Here is a 17,298-nt window from a genome sequence, read left to right on the forward strand (position 1 = left end):
GTCAGCGCACCCGATCGGAGATCACGGCGCCGGGATTCAGGATCCCGGTCGGATCGAGCTCGCGCTTGATCGCGGCCAGGATGCGCACACCGGTCTCGCCGATCTCCTGCTCGAGCCACGGAGCGTGGTCTCGGCCGACGGCGTGGTGGTGGCTGATCGTGCCGCCGCCCGCGATGATCGCGTCGTTCGCGCGCGCCTTGACCTGCGCCCACACCTCCAGGGGATCCGTGCGGATGCCGGCCAGCACCGTGAAGTACAGGGATGCCCCCGTCGGGTAGACGTGGGAGACATGGCACATGACGTACGACCTGGCGCCGGCGCCGGTGAGTCCGTCGCGCAGTGCGGCCGTGACAGCCGCCTTGAGAGTGGGGATGTTCGACCACGTGGTCGCCGTCTCGAGCGTCTCACAGAACACGCCGGCATCCAGGAGAGAGTCGCGCAGATACGGGCCGTCGAAGCGTCCGTCGAGCCAGTCCTCGGCGCCGCTGTCTCCCGCCGAGGTTCCTCCCGCGGCGGCGAGGAGCGCCGCGGTGCGTGCGCGACGCTCCTCGACGCCTGCACCCTCGTAGACGGTGACGACTCCGGCTCCCCGCGAGAGAGCCTTGCCGATCCTGCCCACCTGGGCGAGGCTGACAGCGGTCTCCGCCTCGTCGGACAGGCGGATGACCGTCGGCCCGCCGCCCTGCTGCACGACCTGACGCAACGCCTCGAGACCCGCGTCGAAGTCCGGGAAGGTCCAGGACTCGAGCATGCGCTCGTGCGGGATCGGATGAACGCGGACTCGGACCTCGGTGATGACGCCGAAGATGCCCTCCGACCCGAGGAAGACCCTGATGAGGTCGGGTCCCGCCGCAGACCCCGGCGACCGGCCGAGCTCGATGTCCCCGGTCGGGGTGGCCACGCGGATGCCCGTGACCATGGTGTCGAAGCGGCCGTACCCCGCCGAGTTCTGCCCCGAGGACCGGGCTGCGGCGAAGCCCCCGATCGTCGCATGGCGGAAGCTCTGCGGGTAGTGGCCGAGCTCGTAGCCGTGCGCACCCAGCAGCGCCTCGGCATCCGGTCCGCTGGTGCCGGCGCCGAGTACTGCGTCACCGCTCACCGGGTCGAAGCGCAGAAGACCGGTGAGTCTTCTCATGTCGAGACTCACGACCGCGCGGTGTGCGCCTCGCTCGGGATCCAGCGCACCGACGACGCTCGTGCCCCCGCCGAACGGGATGACCGCGACGCCCCGGTCGGCGGCGGCCGCGAGCACCCCGGCGACCTCCTCATGATCGCCGGGCAGGATCACGGCATCCGGAGCCTCCTGGTGCAGCCGACGCCGTCGCAGCAGGTCGGGCGTCGAACGGCCCCCCGCGTGGCGGATGCGAGCGTCGTCCGACACATCGATGCGATCGTGGCCGACGATCTCCGCGAAGGCCGCGAGGTCATCTGGTCGCAGCGCGGAGGCGTCGAGGCGCACATCCTCGAGCTCGACGGGTTCAGCAGGCGTGCGGATCCGTCCGAGAAGGAGCGGCAGCAGTGCGCGCACGGAGCGGGGAAGGGAAGTCGCCTTCGCAGGGTCGCCCCAGCCGTTCCATCGCATCTCGGTGCGCTCGGCGACACTGCCGTTCTCTTGACCCATGCGTTACAGTGTGACAGATCATGGAAGAACGTCAAGCGATGGCAGCGCCGACGACGGTGCCCGAATGGGATGCCACCCACACTCTCATCCTCGATGCGGCTGACGAGCTGATCGGTCGCCGAGGTGTGCACGGCGTGACCATCGCCGAGCTCGCACGCCGTGCGGGCCGCAGCCGCCCGACGATCTACCGCACCTGGAACGACGCCGACGATGTCGTGCGCGCCGCGCTCCTCCGACGCGTCGCGACCATCGTGGCCGAGTTCCCGACCCACGCCCGCACACGGAGCGATCTCGTCGACGACGTGCTGAGATTCTCTGCGCTCTTCCGCGCCGACTCCGTCTACGGCCGGCTGCTCGCGGACGAGCCGGAGGTCTTCACCCGGTACACGCTGCAGCGCGTCGGATCGAGTCAGCGACTGATCCTGCACTGGCTCGCCGCATCGATCCGCACCACGCAGCAGGGCGGCACCGTGCGGCAGGGCGAGCCGGACGAGATCGCCGTGATGCTGCTGCTCATCGCGCAGTCGGCGGTCCTCTCCCACGGCACGGTCTCCGAGCTCATCTCCGAGGCCTCGTGGGAGCGGGAGCTGCGCACGGCGCTCGACGGGCTGCTCCGACCATGACGGTGTGCTCCCCCGACCTCAACGTCGCGCGTCGGGCTGCAGAGCTCGCTCGGATCGCCGAGGACACGCTCGACGTCCTCGTGATCGGCGGCGGCATCACGGGTGTCGGAGTCGCACTCGACGCGGCGTCCCGCGGTCTGTCGGTCGCTCTTCTCGAAGCGGACGACCTCGCCTTCGGGACGAGCCGCTTCAGTTCGAAGCTCGTGCACGGGGGCCTTCGCTACCTGGCCACCGGTGATGTGGCGACCGCGAGGGAGAGCGCACACGAGCGCCACCTTCTGATGACGGTGATCGCTCCGCACCTCATCAGACCCCTCGGCCAGCTTCTGCCGTTCACACACGGCGTCACCGCACGGCAGCGGGCGGCGGGCGTGGTCGGAATGGGCATGGGCGACCTGCTGCGCATGCGAGCGCGAACAACCCGTACGACGCTGCCACCGCCGCGCCTCGTGTCGGCGCGCACCGCGCGTGCTCTCGTCCCCGCTCTGGACCGCCGGGGTCTGCACGGGGGCATGCTCTCGTTCGACGGGCAGCTGATCGACGACGCGCGACTCGTGGTGACGGCGGCGCGCACGGCAGCGAGCCTCGGCGCACGCATCCTCACGCGTGTCAGAGCGCAGGACCTGCATGCCGAGGGAGCATCGGCGCACGATGCCCTGACCGGCGAGCGGCTCGACATCCGCGCCCGCAGCGTGATCAACGCCACCGGCGTCTGGGCCGGCACGCTGGACGAGTCGATCACCGTGCGGCCCAGTCGCGGGACCCACATCGTGCTCGATGCCGCCGACCTCGGGGGACCCTCGGCAGCGCTCACGATCCCCCACCACGGCTCGATCAGCCGCTACGTGTTCGCCCTGCCGCAGCAGAGCGGGAGGGTGATCGTGGGTCTGACGGACGAGGATGCTCCAGGGCCCGTGCCGCGGATCGCGACCCCGACCGGCGGGGAGATCGCGTTCCTGCTCGAGACGCTCAATCGGGTGCTCGCGGAGCCGATCCGGCTCGAGCAGGTCCGAGGTGCCTTCGCCGGTCTTCGCCCGCTCGTCGACACCGGCGCCGACTCGACGGCCGACATCTCTCGACGGCATCTGGTCGCGGACTCTCCGGCCGGATTCGTCAACGTGCTCGGAGGCAAGCTGACGACGTACCGGCGGATGGCTGAGGAGGCGGTCGACCTCGCCTCGCGAGTCGGCGGCCTGGATGCCGCTCCGAGCCGGACGGCGTCCCTCCGACTCACCGACACCGGCAGAGCCATGTCCGACACCGCCCCCGGCGGCCCGTCGCGCGCGCAGGTCGAGTTCGCCGTACGTGCGGAAGGGGCGATGACCGTCGACGACGTCCTCGATCGACGCACGCGGATCGGTCTCGTGGATGCCGATCGACTGCGCATGCAGCCCCTCGTCGAGACGATCCTCGCCGAGACCCTTTCCGATCTCGCCTGAGAGGTTGAGGCGAGCACTTCCGCCCGACGCGTATCCGCATCGCGGCGCAGCGACGAACGCCCACCGAACAGCATGTGAACACCGGCGTTCCCGTGCCCCGGATCGCCCCGCGCAGGGGACCGAACCGGCACAGTGGTGTCATGGACATGCTCCTCTCGATGCTGGGCGGTAAGGGAATGTCGGGTCTGTTCAAGACCGGGACGGCGATCCTCACGATCCTGCTGGTGGTTCCCGCCCTGTTGAAGATCTTCGTCGTCACCGTCGATGAGGGCTGGGCGGCGATCCGCACCCGCAACGGGAAGCCGATCATCCGCAACCGACCTCCGCGCCGACCGACCTCGCGAGGCGGCGCTGTCGGTGAGGTCGTGGTGCTCGACCCCGGGTCGCACGGCGCGTTCCCGCTGTTCTACTGGTACCGGCTGATCGATGTGCGCTGCCGTGCGACGGATCTCCCCGCGCGCGAGATGACCGGCGCCGGTGGACATCAGCACCGGGTGCACGCGTCGTTCGAGTGGAGGCCGATACCGACCGGCCGAGATCTGCGGGTCTTCGAGCTCGATGTGGTCAATGTGACGGAACGCGCGTCGAACATCGTGGGAGCGGCGCTGCGCGACGTCATCCGGGGTCTGGACGGCGCCGAGCTGCCTCACAACGACGAGATCAACACCCGGATCATCGCAGCCAGCGCCGAGGATGTGCGGCGCGCGTGCGGCGTCGAACTCGTGCGCGTCATGGTCACCGGCGATGCGCTGACCGACGGCTACCTGCTGTCCTCCGCGCTTCGCGACACCGACCGTCGCGCAGACGCCGTGGCGGCGCTGCACGCGCTGAACTGACCGCTCAGCTGCGTCCCGTTCAGCTCCGCTCGCGCAGCGGGAGGTCGATCGTGCCGGTCTCGCCCGCGTGGCGGGCCACCGGGATGCGGGTGCCGAGCACCTGCGACACCACGTCCTGCGCGATCTTCGACGCGGTGAGGCCCGCATCCACGAGGATCTCATCGCGGGTCGCGTGGTCGATGAACTCGTCGGGGAGGCCGAGCTCGTCGACCGCGGTGTCGATGCCAGCCTCGCGGAGCACCTGGCGGACCCGCGTGCCGATCCCTCCGACGCGGATGCCGTCTTCGAGCGTGATGACGAGGCGGTGGCGCGCGGCCATGCTCACGATCGACGGCTGAACGGGGATCGCCCACCGCGGATCGATGACCGTGGCGCCGATGCCCTGCGCCCGAAGGCGATCCGCGACATCCATCGCGAGTGCGGCGAAGGGGCCGATGGCGACCAGGAGGACGTCTTCGGACTCTCCGCGAGCGAGCACGTCGACCCCGTCGTGAAGTCGCTCGATCGCCGGGAGTTCCGGCGCGACGTCTCCCTTGGGGAACCGGATCACGGTGGGGGCGTCTTCGACGAGGACCGCTTCGTCGAGCGCCTCGCGAAGACGGGCTCCATCGCGCGGCGCGGCGATGCGGATGTGCGGCACGATCTGCAGCATCGCCAGATCCCACATGCCGTGGTGGCTGGGCCCGTCAGGACCGGTCACACCTGCGCGATCGAGGACGAAGGTGACTCCGGCGCGGTGCAGAGCCACGTCCATGAGAACCTGATCGAACGCGCGCCCCATGAACGTCGCGTACAGCGCGACGACCGGGTGCAGGCCGCCGAAAGCGAGGCCTGCCGCGGACGCGACGGCGTGCTGCTCGGCGATGCCCACGTCGTAGACCCGATCGGGAAAACGCTCGGCGAACGGAGCGAGTCCGGTCGGGCGGAGCATGGCCGCGGTCATCGCGATGACGTCGCTGCGTCGCTCGCCCACCGAGACGAGAGCATCGGAGAAGATGTCCGTCCACCCCGTCCCGCCGGAGGAGAGAGTCTCTCCCGTCACCGGGTCGATGCGTCCGACGGCATGGAACTGATCGGCTTCGTCGTCGCGGGCCGGCTGGTAGCCGCGGCCCTTCTCGGTGATCGCGTGCACGATGACGGGCGCTCCGAACGACTTGGCGAGCTTCAGCGTCTCGAGGAGCGCGGGCAGATCGTGTCCGTCGACCGGACCGAGGTACTTGATGTCGAGATTGGAATACAGCGCTTCGTTGTTCGTGAACCGGGAGAGGAACCCGTGCGTCCCCCCTCGGACACCGCGGAACACCGCCCGCCCCACGGGACCGAAGGCGCGGAAGAGCCGATCGGACTTGTGGTGCAGGTCCTTGTAGGCGGCAGCCGTGCGGACCCGGTTGAGGTATCGGGACATCCCGCCGATCGTCGGGGCGTAGGAGCGCCCGTTGTCGTTGACGACGATGACCAGGTTGCGATCGTTGTCGTCGGAGATGTTGTTGAGCGCCTCCCATGTCATGCCGCCGGTCAGCGAGCCGTCGCCCAGGACGGCGACGACGTGGCGGTCCGCCCGACCGGTCGCGGTCAGCGCACGCGAGACTCCGTCTGCCCAGCTGAGCGAGCTCGACGCGTGCGACGACTCGACCACGTCGTGAGGGCTCTCGGCCCGCTGCGGGTACCCGGCCAGACCGCCCCGGAGGCGCAGCGACGAGAAGTCCTGTCGACCGGTGAGGAGCTTGTGCACGTAGGACTGGTGCCCGGTGTCGAAGATGAACGGATCGTCCGGCGAGGAGAACACGCGGTGCAGGGCGATCGTCAGCTCGACCACACCGAGGTTCGGCCCGAGGTGTCCGCCGGTCCGGGACACGTTCTCGACGAGGAATTCGCGGATCTCCCCCGCGAGTTCGACGAGCTGGTCCTCGGACAGGGCATCGAGATCACGGGGTCCTGAGATGCTCGGAAGAATGGGCATCTGCACCTCCTCTTAGGCTCCGTCGGCGGCATCCGATTCCGGTTCGGACGCCTGCTCGATCCTACCTCGGGGCACCGGGGAAAGAGCGGAAGGCGGCTCCCCCTTGACACGAGGCGAGCCGCGCACGCGTCACATCCCAGAGGCGCGCGGCACCTCCGACGGATGCTCGGCGCTCGGCGCGCTCCCGTGCGTACGACGAAGGCCCGGTTCCGAGGAACCGGGCCTTCGCTCTTGGATGTGTCTGAGATCAGACCAGCGAACGCAGCACGTACTGCAGGATGCCGCCGTTGCGGTAGTAGTCCGCCTCACCGGGGGTGTCGATGCGGACGACCGCGTCGAACTCGACGACCTGCTTGCCCTCGGGCGAGTTCTCGCTCGGAGTGGCGGTCACGCGCACCGTCTTCGGGGTCGTGCCGTTGTTGAGCTCCTCGAGACCCGTGATCGAGACAATCTCGGTGCCGTCGAGACCCAGGGACTCCCAGCTCTCGCCGGCGGGGAACTGCAGCGGGACGACGCCCATGCCGATCAGGTTCGAGCGGTGGATGCGCTCGAAGCTCTCGGTGATGACCGCCTTGACGCCCAGCAGACGCGTGCCCTTGGCAGCCCAGTCACGCGACGAGCCCGAGCCGTACTCCTTGCCACCGAAGATGACGAGGGGCGTGCCCTGCTCCTGGTAGTTCATGCTCGCGTCGTAGATGTACGACTGCGGGCCGCCCTCCTGGGTGAAGTCACGGGTGTATCCGCCCTCGACGACCTGGCCGTCGTTGACCGCCGAGACCATGAGGTTCTTCAGACGGATGTTCGCGAACGTTCCGCGGATCATCACCTCGTGGTTGCCTCGACGCGAGCCGAAGGAGTTGAAGTCCTTGCGGTCGACGCCGTGCTCGGTGAGGTACTGCGCCGCGGGCGTCCCCGGCTTGATGTTGCCGGCGGGCGAGATGTGGTCGGTCGTGACCGAGTCGCCGAGGGTCGCCATGACCCGGGCACCCTGGATGTCGCTCACCGGGGTGAGCTCCATAGTCATGCCGTCGAAGTACGGCGCCTTGCGCACGTACGTCGAGTTCTCGTCCCACTGGAAGATGTCGTCCTCCGGCGTGGGCAGGCTGCGCCAGCGCTCGTCACCGTCGAAGACGGTCGCGTACTGCTTGATGAACTGGTCGCGAGAGATCGACGAGTCGACGATCTCCTGCACCTCGTCGGGCGTCGGCCAGATGTCCTTCAGGAAGACGTCGTTGCCGTCGGATCCCTTGCCGAGGGCGTCGTTCTCGAAGTCGAAGTGCATCGACCCGGCGAGAGCGTACGCGATGACCAGCGGCGGGCTGGCGAGGTAGTTCATCTTGACGTCGGGGCTGATGCGACCCTCGAAGTTGCGGTTTCCCGAGAGCACCGCGGTCACAGCCAGGTCGTGATCGTTGATGGCCGCGGAGACCTCTTCGATCAGCGGGCCGGAGTTTCCGATGCAGATCGTGCAGCCGTAGCCCACTGTGTAGAACCCGAGTCCCTCGAGGTCCTTGTCGAGGCCCGACTTCTCGTAGTAGTCCGTGACGACCTTCGAGCCCGGGCCGAGCGTGGTCTTGACCCACGGCTTCTGCTTGAGACCCTTCTCGAGCGCCTTGCGGGCGACGAGACCCGCGGCGATCATGACCGAGGGGTTCGAGGTGTTGGTGCACGACGTGATGGCCGCGAGGGTGACCGCGCCGTTGTCGAGGATGTACTTCTCCCCCGACGGAGTCGTGACCGGCACGGGCTTGGACGCGTTGGCCGGAGCGCCGCTGTTGATGTGCACCGGTCGCGTCGTCGTGGGCTCCTCTTCACCGGGGACCGAACCGGGGTCGGACGCCGGGAACGAGTGCTTCGACTCGAGGTCGACGACGGAATCCGAGGTCGATGCCGACGCGTAGGAGAGGATGTCGTGCTCGAACTGCGTCTTCGCCTCGGAGAGGAGGATGCGGTCCTGCGGGCGCTTCGGGCCAGCGATCGACGGCACGACGGTGCCGAGGTCGAGCTCGAGGTACTCGCTGAAGATCGGCTCGTGCGACGCATCGTGCCAGAGCTTCTGCTCCTTGGCGTACGCCTCGACGAGCGCGACGGCCTCGTCGCTGCGGCCGGTCAGGCGCAGGTAGTCGAGCGTGACGTCGTCGATCGGGAAGATCGCCGCGGTGGAGCCGAACTCGGGCGACATGTTACCGATCGTGGCACGGTTGGCCAGCGGCACGGATGCCACGCCCTCGCCGTAGAACTCGACGAACTTGCCGACGACGCCGTGCTTGCGCAGGAGGTCGGTGATCGTGAGCACCACATCGGTGGCCGTCACACCGGCCGGGATCTCGCCGGAGAGCTTGAAGCCGACGACGCGCGGGATCAGCATCGACACGGGCTGGCCGAGCATCGCGGCCTCGGCCTCGATGCCGCCCACTCCCCAGCCGAGCACGCCGAGGCCGTTGACCATGGTGGTGTGCGAGTCGGTGCCGACACAGGTGTCGGGGTACGCGCGCAGCACGCCGTTGACGTCACGGTCGTAGATGACCTTGGCCAGGTGCTCGATGTTCACCTGGTGCACGATGCCCGTTCCGGGCGGGACGACCTTGAAGTCGCTGAAGGCCGTCTGGCCCCAGCGGAGGAACTGGTAGCGCTCGCCGTTGCGCTCGTACTCGATCTCGACGTTGCGCTCGAGCGCGTTCTCCGAACCGAAGAGGTCGGCGATCACCGAGTGGTCGATGACCATCTCTGCGGGCGAGAGCGGGTTGATCTTGTTCGCGTCGCCGCCGAGCGCCGTGACGGCTTCACGCATGGTGGCGAGGTCGACGATGCAGGGCACACCGGTGAAGTCCTGCATGACCACACGGGCCGGCGTGAACTGGATCTCGGTGCTCGGGTCTGCCGCGGCATCCCACGACCCGAGAGCCTCGATCTGCGCCTTCGTCACGTTCGCGCCGTCCTCGGTGCGAAGCAGGTTCTCGAGGAGGACCTTGAGACTGAAGGGGAGCTTGTCGAAACCGGGCACCGTGTCGATGCGGAAGATCTCGTAGTCGGTGCTGCCGACCGTCAGGGTGCTCTTGGCACCGAAGCTGTTCACCGTGGACACGAATCCGTCTCCTTCTATTCGGATGGGAGCGACAGGCGCCTCCATCTTGCTCGCCAGCGAGCCCCTGCGGCTAGCAAGGCAGACCTAACCAGTCTGCTCCGCTCGACCTCCGGGCGAAAGCCTGCAATTTATCTTGATATCAAGATAAATCTATCACGACTGCGTCGGTGTTCCGGAATCCGGGGTGCGCGGGTACAGCGCGCGCACGACGAGCCAGGTGACGGCGATCAGCGGCGCGAACAGCGGCAGACCCATGATCAGCTTCAGTGTGCCGAGAGCGGTGACCTCACCCGCGAGATACAGCGGCAGCTGCACCGCGAGCCTCGCGTAGAACAGCGCTGCCCACGCGACGCCGAGCCACAGGAACGCACGACGCTTGCGCCGGTCGTTCCGCCACGCCGTCCCCTCGCCCATCAGGAACCCGACCGCGAGGCCGATGAGCGACCAGCCGATGAGAGCCGACACGAGCATCGCCGTGCCGTAGGCCGCGTTCGTGATGAGGCCGGGGACGAAGTTGTCCTCGCCTCGCCCCGTCCACAGTGCCAGCGCGGCGGCGGCCGCGGCCGCGACGAGCCCGCCGATCGCGGCGGAGGGAGGCGACTTCTGGATCAGCCGCACGATCGTGAAGACCGCCGCGAGCCCCACCGACACTCCCAGGGGGAGGATGAGCGGCTCGGGCGCGACGGTGAACAGGATGACGAAGGCGAGGCTCGGCAGGATCGACTCGAGGATCCCGCGCCAGCCGCCGATGGCCGACCACACCACTCTGTGGGTGGCTCCGGTCTCGGACGGGTCGAGTCCGGCGCGACGAGCCGCTCCGCCCAGAGCCGCGCCGAGGATGTCCGAGGCGCTCTGCTCGCGCTCCGGATCCGATGCCGGGGTGCTCACGCCGAACCGGGCGTCGCGGGCATCTTGAGGGGGATCAGATCCCGCGGCGGCATGGGAGCGCCACCGCGGACGACCACGATCGAGCGGAAGAGATCCTCGACCTTGGCGGCGGCCTCGAGGTCGGATGCCGCGGCTCCGCCGATCACACCACGCAGGAACCAGCGAGGTCCGTCGATGCCCACGAAGCGTGCGAGGCGGAGGCCGGATCCCTCGTTCGCCGTGGCGGGGACCTCGGCCAGGAGCTCCTTGCCCAGCGGGCCGTCCCGCTCCTCGACACGTCCGCCCTGGGTGCGGACCTGATCGCGCAGCTGCACGCGGGTCTCATCCCACAGCCCGCCGGAACGCGGTGCCGCGAACGGCTGCACCTGCAGCGACGAGTCGGCGTAGTCGAGGCCGACGGCGACGATGCGCTTCGACTGCTCCTCGACCTCGAGACGCAGGTTGAGTCCCTCGCGGGGAAGGATCTTGATTCCGCCGAGGTCGATGTACGGCCGCACCGGGTTCGCCTCGGAATCGTCGAAGGGCCCCTCGGTCGCCCGGTTCTCGGGGGCCGACTTCGAGGGAGTCGCGTTGTTGTCAGTCATTGGCCTGTCCTGCTGGATTCGAATGGGATGCTGCCTGGTATCCGGTCGAGCCGAAGCCGCCTTCGCCGCGGACGCTGTCCGGCAGCTCCTCGACCGGGATGAAGACGGCGCGCGTCACGGGCATGATGATCAGCTGCGCGATGCGATCGCCGACGGCGACATCGTACGCGCTGCGGATGTCGGTGTTGATCAGACTCACCTTGATCTCACCGCGATATCCGGCATCCACCGTGCCGGGAGAGTTGACGATGGAGATGCCGTGCTTGGCGGCGAGTCCGCTGCGCGGCACGACGAAGGCGGCGTAGCCCTCCGGCAGGGCGATGCGCACACCGGTCGCGACGAGCGCGCGCTCCCCCGGTTCGAGGTGCACGGCCTCCGCTGCGACGAGATCGGCGCCGGCATCTCCCGGATGCGCATATCCGGGCACGACGACTGCGCCGTCGAGCACAGGCGCGATAATGGGGAGATCAACGGATTCAGTCACCCCACGAGGCTAATGCAGAACATCGCTCCCGACACACGACCGCGCTATCGCGAGAGGCTCTCGCCGAGCCTCTGGCTCTTGGTGACGGTGGCACTCGCAGGCCCCATGGTGTCGCTCATCTTCATCCCGCTCGCTTCGGCGACGTTCGCCCTCATCATCGGCGCGGCGGTCTCGGCGCTCCTCGTGATCGGGCTGGTGTCTGTGGCACCCCTGGTCTCGGTCGAGGGCGAGGTGCTGCGCGCCGGACGAGCCCACATCGCGTGTCGCCACCTCGGCGAGCCGGTGCCCCTCACCGGTGACGAGGCACGTCAGGCCCGCGGGCCGGCATTGCCCGCACGGGGCTGGCACATGATCAGGGGCGGGATCGACGGGATCGTCGTCGTCCCCAACCTCGACGTCGACGACCCGGTGGACACGTGGACCATATCGACGCGCACGCCCGACCGCCTCGCGGCGGCCATCCGTCGCGCCAAGGACTGACCCCGGAACGACGAACGCGCCCCTGACCGGATGGTCGGGGGCGCGCGGAGCGTCGCTCGGATGCGCTCAGGCGGCGCATTCCTTGCAGATGGGGCCGGATGCGTCCTCGTGATCGAGCTGCGAGCGGTGCTTCACCAGGAAGCAGCTCATGCAGGTGAACTCGTCCTGCTGCGCGGGCAGCACGACGACATCGAGCTCGAGGTCGGACAGATCGGCACCGGGGAGGTCGAAGCTGGACGGGTTGTCCGCGTCCTCGTCTCCCGAGGAGCCGGAGAGCTTGTCCGGCACACGCTCCTTGAGGGCTTCGATCGACTCGGAGTCGTCTTCACTCTTTCGGGGAGCGTCGTAGTCGGTTGCCATGTGGTGAATCTCCACTTTCATGCGAGTGGGTGGTACGCCGTCGGGGTAATCGGCGGCCATAGTTTGCACGACCTCGAGAAAATAAGCAAATGCCCGTGGGTGCGACAGACCAAACTGGCGGCGCGCCCAGAGTATTCCCGGCTGCGGGCACGGCCCCATGACACCATGAATGCACACCCATCAGAGGGGCATTCGCATGGAAAACGTCACCATCGTCGGCACAGAAGCAGGAGTCCTGGTACTCGCAACCGAGTCGGGCGAGCGGTTCGCGCTGCCCATCGACGACGTCCTGCACCGCGAGATCAGGCGGGCCACCCGCCAGGGTGACCCCACGCCTCAGCGACTCGCAGCGAGCCCGCGCGACATCCAGGCTCAGATCCGTGCCGGCCTCACCGCCCCCGAGGTCGCCGAGCTCCTCGGCATCACCGTCGAGGATGTCGCGCGCTTCGAGGGCCCGGTCCTCGCGGAGCGCGAGCACATCATCGGCCAGGCCCTCGCCGTCCCGGTGCTGATCGGCAGCGAGGTCGAACCCGATGCGCAGCCCACCTTCGGCACCGCCATCAGGGCCAAGCTCGCCGAGGTCGAGGCATCGGCCGAGCGCTGGGCGAGTTGGAAGGATGACAGCGGCTGGATCATCAAGCTCGAGTTCGCAGCGAACGACGTCGAGCATGATGCCCGCTGGAGCTTCGACCCCCGTCGGAGCTCCCTCGCTCCCCTCAACGCCGATGCCACGCAGCTCTCCCGCCAGGGTTCGCTGCCGGAGGGGCTCATTCCCCGCCTCCGCGCCGTCGAGAGCGAACGGCAGAACTCCCCGTACAAGGACGAGAGCCGCTTCGACTCGGGCGCCTTCGGACCTCGCCTCGTCCCCGCTCCGGAGAGCGTCGAGGATCCCGCTCTGCGCGAGCGCTCCCCCGCATCCGTCCAGGACGCCGCGACCAAGCGCGCTCCGGAATCGCAGACCACCAGCCCGGAGACCGCCGATCTGCTCGAGGCGCTGCGACGCCGGCGCGGCCAGCGTGAGACCGCACCGCTGCTCGAGGACGACACGTTCGTCGCCGTCGACAACGACCCGATCGCGATTTTCGACGCTCTGCAGCAGACCGGTCCTGTCGAGGAGCCCATCGAGGCGCCGGATCCCGCGCCCGAACCCAGCGGCTCGGACAGCAGCAACCGACGCAAGCGCCGCAACGCCATGCCGTCGTGGGACGAGATCGTGTTCGGAGCTCGCACGGACGAGTAGTCCGACGCATCCGAGGCGAGTAGTCCGACGCATCCGACGTCGCGGCGGGAACCGCGACACGGACTCGCTGCGTCAGCGCGCGAAGGCGCCGAAACGCAGCAGGGGCACCTGTCGCTCCTCGGGCGTGAGCCCGCCGTGCTGACCGATCATGCCCCGACTGCGCTGATCGGCAGCGGTGCCGTCGTAGACAGCGCCGTTGCCGCGGGCCACCACGAGCAGATCTCCCATCCGCGATGCGGCCTCGTCCGTCACCGCGGGCCCGAAGAGACCGGTGGCGATGACCTGTCGGCGGGTGCCGACTTCCGCGAGACCGTCCAGATCGCGTGTCCATCGTGCCGCCGCATCGTCGGCATCCACGTCGGCGTCGAGATAGACGTGCAGCATCCGCGGCTCGCCTCCGATGGCGTGCACTCCGTCGAGGTGCTCCGCCTCCAGCACGACCTGCCGCGGAGCCGGCACGTCGACCATCCCGTGGTCGGACGTCACGATCACGCCCACGCCGGGAGGCACCCGACGGGCGAGAGCCCCGTCGATCTCCTCGAGCGCCGTCACCCACTCGAGTGACGCGATGCCGTGGCGGTGCCCGGCCTTGTCGACCTCGGGAAGGTAGCAGTAGACGAGGGATCCGGGGTTCCGCTCGGCAAGGTCGTAGGCGGTCTCGATGCGCTCGGCAGGAGTGCTCGCGGCGATGAAGTCCGCGCCGCGCAGGGTCGCACGCGTGAATCCGCTGTGCGCATAGGCCGCGACTCCGATGGCGAAGGTCGGGCGCCCCTCGTCGCGGGCTCGCTCGAAGATCGTCGGCGCCGCCTGCCAGGTGGACGGGTCCAGGCCCTCCGCCTCCCAGCCGGTGAGCTGGTTCACGAGCACGTCGCGCGAACGGTCGAGCACGCGGTATCCGACGAGACCGTGCACGCCGGGCCAGGCTCCCGTCAGGAGACTCGTGAGGGCTGCGGCCGTGGTCGAGGGGAACACGGAGTGCGCCACGTCCTTCTTCGCCATGCCGCCTGTGAGCGTGCGCGCGTGGCCTGCGTGGGCCCGGAGTCCGATCGCCCCCAGCCCGTCGATCAGCACCAGCACGACGGAGGTGGCGCGCGGAAGATGCGCCGACTCCCCGCGGAGAGCGGCGAACAGGTCGTCCGCCACCCCGACGAGGCTCCGGGCGGAGGGCGACTCGGACGGTAGCATGAAGGACATCCGAGCCAGTCTGACACAGGCTCCCCTCCGACCTCAGCCTCGCACCATTCAGGATGGCCATGCCGAAGACCCCGCCGCCCGAGCTCGCTCCGGAGAGAATCCAGGACATCGATCTCGAGAGCGAGATGCAGGGCTCGTTCCTCGAGTACGCCTACTCCGTCATCTACTCGCGTGCGCTCCCGGATGCGCGCGACGGCCTCAAGCCCGTGCAGCGCCGCATCCTCTACCAGATGGCCGAGATGGGACTGCGTCCCGACCGCGGTCATGTGAAGAGCGCCCGCGTCGTCGGCGAGGTGATGGGCAAGCTGCACCCGCACGGCGATTCGGCGATCTATGACGCGCTGGTGCGTCTCGCCCAGGACTTCGCCCTGCGCGTGCCGCTCGTCGACGGTCACGGCAACTTCGGCTCCCTCGACGACGGCCCCGCCGCCGCTCGATACACCGAGGCACGTCTCGCTGCCCCGGCGATGGCTCTGACCGAGAACCTCGACGAGGACGTCGTCGATTTCGTCCCGAACTACGACGGTCAGTTCCAGCAGCCGGCTGTGCTGCCCGCCGCCTTCCCCAACCTTCTCGTCAACGGCGCCAGCGGCATCGCCGTGGGCATGGCGACGAACATGGCGCCGCACAACCTTATCGAGGTCGTCGCAGCCGCCACGCATCTGCTCGAGCATCCCGAGGCGACGACCGAGGAGCTCATGGAGTTCGTGCCCGGTCCCGACTTCCCGTCCGGCGGCATCCTCATGGGGCTCGACGGCGTGAAGGACGCGTATGCGAACGGCCGCGGAGCGCTGAAGGTCCGAGGCAAGGTCTCGGTCGAATCGCTCGGTCCGCGACGCACGGGCATCATCGTCTCCGAGCTGCCCTACATGGTCGGTCCTGAGCGCCTCATCGAGAAGATCCGCGATGCGGTGCAGTCGAAGAAGCTGCAGGGCATCAGCGACGTCACCGACCTCACCGATCGCAACCACGGTCTGCGCGTCGCGATCGGCATCAAGACCGGATTCGACCCCAACGCCGTGCTCGAGCAGCTCTACCGGCTGACCCCGCTCGAAGACTCGTTCAGCATCAACAACGTCGCGCTCGTCGGAGGGCAGCCGCGCACGCTCGGCCTCAAGGAGATGCTCAGCGTCTATGTCGCGCATCGCCTCGAGGTGATCACGCGTCGCAGCCGGTATCGTCTCGCGCGCCGCGAAGAGCGCCTGCACCTCGTCGAGGGGCTGCTGATCGCGATCCTCGACATCGACGAGGTGATCCAGGTCATCCGCTCCTCGGACGATTCCGAGCAGGCCCGCACGCGCCTGCGGTCCGTCTTCGATCTCAGCGAGCTGCAGGCCGAGTACATCCTCGAACTCCGCCTGCGCCGGCTCACCAAGTTCTCGCGCATCGAGCTCGAGTCCGAGCGCGACGCGCTGCTCGCGGAGATCGCAGCCCTGCGCGAGCTGCTCGGCAGCGACGTGCTGCTGCGGGCGGCCGTCGCGACCGAACTCGACGCCGCGGCCGACGCGTACGGCACCCCGCGACGAACACTCCTCATGAACGCGGTGCCCCCGAAGCCTCGCGCCTCGAAGGGCGCAGCGGCCGACCTTCAGATCGCCGACGCACCGACCGTCCTCGTGCTCTCGACGACCGGGCGCGCGGTCCGCGTCGACCTCGCCGAGGGGCAGGAGCTCACGGTCCCGGCCCGCCGGAGCAAGCACGACGCGATCCTGACGACGATCGAGACGACGGTGCGCGCCGACATCGGGGCGCTGACGACCGAGGGGCGCGTGCTGCGGTTCTCGCCGGTCGACCTGCCGTCGGTTCCGTCGTCGTCGGTGCAGCTCGCCGCCGGTACTCCGCTGCGCGACTACCTCGGCATCACGACGCGGGGCGAGCGGATCCTCGAGTTCGTCCGATTCGACAGCGACGTCCCGATCGCGATCGGGACCGCCCAGGGCACGGTCAAGCGCATCGTCCCGTCGACGCTGCCGGTCCGCCCCGATCTCGAGGTCATCGGCATGAAGCCGGGCGACACGGTCGTGGGTGCGGTGCAGGCGCGGGACGACGCCGACCTCGTGTTCGTGACGACCGATGCCCAGCTGCTGCGGTTCTCCGCCTCAGCGGTCCGGCCTCAGGGTGCTCCTGCGGGTGGCATGGCGGGGATCAAGCTCGGCGCCGGCGCGACGGTGCTCTTCTTCGGCGCGGTGTCGCCCGAGGCCGATGCCGTGGTGGCCACCGTGTCGGGAGCAGACAGCAGCCTTCCCGGCACCGAGCCGGGCCGCGCCAAGGTCTCGTCCTTCACCGAGTACCCCTCGAAGGGACGAGCCACCGGCGGAGTGCGCGCCCATGCGTTCCTGAAGGGCGAGGACCGGCTCACCGTCGCGTGGGTCGGGCCGAGCCCGGCGCAGGCCGTCGACCCGACGGGTGCCGTGCGCAAGCTCCCCGAGTCCGGCGCTCGTCGCGACGCGTCGGGTCAGCCGATCGACGGCGTGATCGGCAGCATCGGGCGGACCCTGGTCTGA

The 17,298-nt window shown here is 68.9% G+C and carries 14 protein-coding genes; 6 read left to right on the top strand and 8 right to left on the bottom strand.

All coding sequences use genetic code 11. The features are described from left to right. Position 1 precedes the first annotated feature (1 nt). Positions 2-1,621 carry an FAD-binding oxidoreductase gene (locus HWD99_RS06250; RefSeq protein WP_241795353.1) on the bottom strand — a complete coding sequence of 540 codons (1,620 nt, stop codon included), beginning with the start codon at positions 1,619-1,621 and terminating at the stop codon, positions 2-4. Positions 1,622-1,641: 20 nt separating this feature from the next. Between HWD99_RS06250 and HWD99_RS06255 the strand changes: the two genes are divergently transcribed. The 3 genes from HWD99_RS06255 (at position 1,642) to HWD99_RS06265 (ending at position 4,519) form a co-directional block, all read left to right on the top strand. Continuing rightward, on the top strand, positions 1,642-2,244 hold the full coding sequence (locus HWD99_RS06255) for a TetR/AcrR family transcriptional regulator (protein ID WP_241795354.1): 603 nt from the start codon (positions 1,642-1,644) through the stop codon (positions 2,242-2,244). Continuing rightward, on the top strand, positions 2,241-3,683 hold the full coding sequence (locus tag HWD99_RS06260) for a glycerol-3-phosphate dehydrogenase/oxidase (protein WP_241795355.1): 1,443 nt from the start codon (positions 2,241-2,243) through the stop codon (positions 3,681-3,683). The genes HWD99_RS06255 and HWD99_RS06260 overlap by 4 nt, the downstream gene beginning before the upstream one ends. 140 nt (positions 3,684-3,823) lie before the next feature. After that, the gene (locus HWD99_RS06265; protein ID WP_241795356.1) at positions 3,824-4,519 is read left to right on the top strand and encodes an SPFH domain-containing protein; all 696 of its coding nucleotides are present in this window, start codon (positions 3,824-3,826) and stop codon (positions 4,517-4,519) included. A 19-nt stretch (positions 4,520-4,538) separates the two neighbouring features. Here the strand turns inward: HWD99_RS06265 and dxs are convergent, their stop codons facing one another. The 5 genes from dxs to dut form a co-directional block, all read right to left on the bottom strand. After that, on the bottom strand, positions 4,539-6,479 hold the full coding sequence (gene dxs / locus HWD99_RS06270) for a 1-deoxy-D-xylulose-5-phosphate synthase (RefSeq protein ID WP_241795357.1): 1,941 nt from the start codon (positions 6,477-6,479) through the stop codon (positions 4,539-4,541). Positions 6,480-6,726: 247 nt separating this feature from the next. Further along, positions 6,727-9,564, bottom strand: a complete 2,838-nt coding sequence (locus HWD99_RS06275; RefSeq protein WP_374205451.1) for an aconitate hydratase — start codon at positions 9,562-9,564, stop codon at positions 6,727-6,729. Between the two features lie 153 nt (positions 9,565-9,717). Further along, the gene (locus HWD99_RS06280; protein ID WP_241795359.1) at positions 9,718-10,452 is read right to left on the bottom strand and encodes a DUF3159 domain-containing protein; all 735 of its coding nucleotides are present in this window, start codon (positions 10,450-10,452) and stop codon (positions 9,718-9,720) included. Then, on the bottom strand, positions 10,449-11,036 hold the full coding sequence (locus HWD99_RS06285) for a DUF3710 domain-containing protein (protein WP_241795360.1): 588 nt from the start codon (positions 11,034-11,036) through the stop codon (positions 10,449-10,451). The genes HWD99_RS06280 and HWD99_RS06285 overlap by 4 nt, the downstream gene beginning before the upstream one ends. Then, on the bottom strand, positions 11,029-11,520 hold the full coding sequence (gene dut, locus HWD99_RS06290; RefSeq protein WP_241795361.1) for a dUTP diphosphatase: 492 nt from the start codon (positions 11,518-11,520) through the stop codon (positions 11,029-11,031). Before dut ends, HWD99_RS06285 begins: the two co-directional genes overlap by 8 nt. A gap of 12 nt (positions 11,521-11,532) precedes the next feature. On the opposite strand from dut, the gene HWD99_RS06295 reads away from it, so the two are divergent. Continuing rightward, entirely contained in the window at positions 11,533-12,000 is a 468-nt protein-coding gene (locus HWD99_RS06295; protein ID WP_241795362.1) for a DUF3093 domain-containing protein, read from the top strand. 66 nt (positions 12,001-12,066) lie between these two features. Here HWD99_RS06295 and HWD99_RS06300 read toward each other — a convergent pair whose 3' ends face one another. Then, positions 12,067-12,360, bottom strand: coding sequence for a DUF4193 domain-containing protein (locus tag HWD99_RS06300; RefSeq protein ID WP_201469844.1), 294 nt, complete (start codon positions 12,358-12,360; stop codon positions 12,067-12,069). A 196-nt stretch (positions 12,361-12,556) separates the two neighbouring features. Here HWD99_RS06300 and sepH point away from each other — a divergent pair, with 196 nt between their 5' ends. Then, positions 12,557-13,600 (top strand): septation protein SepH, encoded by a 1,044-nt coding sequence (sepH, locus tag HWD99_RS06305; protein WP_241795363.1) that lies wholly within the window; start codon positions 12,557-12,559, stop codon positions 13,598-13,600. A gap of 72 nt (positions 13,601-13,672) precedes the next feature. On the opposite strand, the gene HWD99_RS06310 is transcribed toward sepH, so the two are convergent. After that, entirely contained in the window at positions 13,673-14,794 is a 1,122-nt protein-coding gene (locus HWD99_RS06310; RefSeq protein ID WP_241795364.1) for an alkaline phosphatase family protein, read from the bottom strand. Positions 14,795-14,853: 59 nt separating this feature from the next. On the opposite strand from HWD99_RS06310, the gene HWD99_RS06315 reads away from it, so the two are divergent. Continuing rightward, on the top strand, positions 14,854-17,298 hold the full coding sequence (locus HWD99_RS06315) for a DNA topoisomerase (ATP-hydrolyzing) subunit A (protein ID WP_241795365.1): 2,445 nt from the start codon (positions 14,854-14,856) through the stop codon (positions 17,296-17,298).

This window comes from Microbacterium sp. C5A9, from assembly GCF_022627955.1.
In the GTDB taxonomy this organism is placed as follows: Bacteria; Actinomycetota; Actinomycetes; order Actinomycetales; family Microbacteriaceae; genus Microbacterium.

Coding starts and splice junctions, on each gene's coding strand:
- HWD99_RS06250 (WP_241795353.1), bottom strand. CDS start 1,621: ATGGGTCAAGAGAACGGCAGTGTCGCCGAGCGCACCGAGATGCGATGG.
- HWD99_RS06255 (WP_241795354.1), top strand. CDS start 1,642: ATGGAAGAACGTCAAGCGATGGCAGCGCCGACGACGGTGCCCGAATGG.
- HWD99_RS06260 (WP_241795355.1), top strand. CDS start 2,241: ATGACGGTGTGCTCCCCCGACCTCAACGTCGCGCGTCGGGCTGCAGAG.
- HWD99_RS06265 (WP_241795356.1), top strand. CDS start 3,824: ATGGACATGCTCCTCTCGATGCTGGGCGGTAAGGGAATGTCGGGTCTG.
- dxs (WP_241795357.1), bottom strand. CDS start 6,479: ATGCCCATTCTTCCGAGCATCTCAGGACCCCGTGATCTCGATGCCCTG.
- HWD99_RS06285 (WP_241795360.1), bottom strand. CDS start 11,036: ATGACTGACAACAACGCGACTCCCTCGAAGTCGGCCCCCGAGAACCGG.
- HWD99_RS06295 (WP_241795362.1), top strand. CDS start 11,533: ATGCAGAACATCGCTCCCGACACACGACCGCGCTATCGCGAGAGGCTC.
- HWD99_RS06300 (WP_201469844.1), bottom strand. CDS start 12,360: ATGGCAACCGACTACGACGCTCCCCGAAAGAGTGAAGACGACTCCGAG.
- sepH (WP_241795363.1), top strand. CDS start 12,557: ATGGAAAACGTCACCATCGTCGGCACAGAAGCAGGAGTCCTGGTACTC.
- HWD99_RS06310 (WP_241795364.1), bottom strand. CDS start 14,794: ATGTCCTTCATGCTACCGTCCGAGTCGCCCTCCGCCCGGAGCCTCGTC.
- HWD99_RS06315 (WP_241795365.1), top strand. CDS start 14,854: ATGCCGAAGACCCCGCCGCCCGAGCTCGCTCCGGAGAGAATCCAGGAC.